The 1,531-nt window shown below is 68.0% G+C and carries 2 protein-coding genes and 1 pseudogene; all 3 read right to left on the bottom strand.

What is annotated here, in order from left to right:
- Window positions 1-532 (bottom strand): phosphotransferase family protein (locus WBV89_RS13020; RefSeq protein ID WP_423981781.1); only part of this gene is annotated, 532 nt, incomplete at its 3' end.
- Between the two features lie 4 nt (window positions 533-536).
- Window positions 537-1,262 (bottom strand): SDR family NAD(P)-dependent oxidoreductase, encoded by a 726-nt coding sequence (locus WBV89_RS13015; protein WP_423981780.1) that lies wholly within the window; start codon window positions 1,260-1,262, stop codon window positions 537-539.
- A gap of 25 nt (window positions 1,263-1,287) precedes the next feature.
- A pseudogene (locus WBV89_RS13010) lies at window positions 1,288-1,531 on the bottom strand (VOC family protein); the annotation flags it as partial.

The following is a 1,531-nucleotide window of genomic DNA, read 5'->3' as shown; positions in this document are numbered from 1 at the left end:
CGACGAAGCCGTCCGGCCGCCCCAGGCGCCCCAGCCCGACCTCGTCGGCGTCGACGGTATGGAGATCGGCGAGCGCGTCGACGAGCGCCATCGAGATCCGGCGAGCCGCTTCCGGAGCGTCGGCGAGCCCCGGGGGGATCTCGTCGCGCACGACCAGGCCGCGGCGACGTTCGACGACGAGGAACGGGGCACCGATGACCGAGACGTCGTCGCAGAACGCGAGCGCACGCGGTGCTCGATCGAACACCGGTCCCAACCCGTGCAGCACCCGGTACTCGCGGCGCATGTCGTGTGCCCCGGGTGCGATGTCGCCGAACGGAGGGCGTCGCACCACCAACTCGGTCGCACCCACGCTGACGCAGTAGGTGAGATTGGCGTGGCCGCCGGTGAACTGTTCGACGCTCAGCGCACCATCGAGTTCGGGGACGTGCCCCTCGAGGTGGCGTCGAAGCCACGCATCGAGATTGGCCCAGTCCTGCTGGTCGCTGACCGGTGACGTGTCGGTTCCCGCCGACTCCTCGAGGTTGGTCATCACATCACATCAGGGTGATGCCGCCGTCGACGAGCAGCATCTGGCCGGTGACGTAGCTGGCCATCGGCGAGGCGAGGAACAGCGCGGTGTCACCCATCTCTTCGGGTTCGCCCCAGCGGCGCATCGGGATCCGGCGGATGGTGGAGTCGTACACGTCGGGGTCGTCGTGGCTTCGGCTGGTGAGTTTGGTGTTCACGAAGCCGGGAGCGATGCCGTTGACGCGGATGCCGTGTTTCGCCCATCCCGCAGCGAGGGATTTGGTGAGCGTGACGAGCGCTCCCTTGCTCGCCGAGTAGGCCGGTTGACCCGGGGTGGCGATGAAGCTCGAGGTCGAGCCGATCATCACGATGCTCGCCGCGTCGGACGCGGTCAGCTGAGGCCGGAAGGCGGTGCAGAGGGCCATGACGCCGTTGAGGTTGACGTCGATGACCTGGCGGAACGTGTCGATGTCGTACTCGGCACCTCCGTAGGCGACGGTGCCGACACTGGGCACCAGGACGTCGAGGGCGTCGAAGTCGGCCGCGAGATTCTCGGCGGCGCCGGGATCGGCGACGTCGAGCTGGTGGAACGTGAGTCCGTCCAGGTCACCATCCGGGTAGTCCGCTGCGCTCGCGCGGGTGCCTGTGACGTGCACGGCAGCACCTGCGAGTTGGAATCGCCGAGCCGTGCCCAGCCCGATTCCGCTGCTCCCGCCCGCGACGAGGACGACGCGTCCGGTGAAGTCGATCATGATCAGCGCGTCGGTCCTCGACCGGTCAGTCTTCGACGAGGACCGGCGGTGTGTTCTCGCTCATCGTCGCGGTGACGACGTCGTCTGGGGTGTTGATGAGCCCGACGTACATCTCCTGTGGGATGCCCCGCGGCCATGGTCGGTCGGGATCGAATGCCGGCTGTGGCACGGGGGTGTCCGATGCTTCGAAGGCGTCGGGGTTGCGGTACCGCTCGAGTTCGTCGGCGCTGATGCCTGCCAACTCGACGACTTCGGGGTCGATCCAGGCC

Source organism: Ilumatobacter sp., assembly GCF_049588435.1.
Lineage (GTDB): Bacteria > Actinomycetota > Acidimicrobiia > Acidimicrobiales > Ilumatobacteraceae > Ilumatobacter_A.
This window is presented reverse-complemented; position numbering and strand designations above follow the sequence as displayed.

Coding starts and splice junctions, on each gene's coding strand:
- WBV89_RS13015 (WP_423981780.1), bottom strand. CDS start 1,262: ATGATCGACTTCACCGGACGCGTCGTCCTCGTCGCGGGCGGGAGCAGC.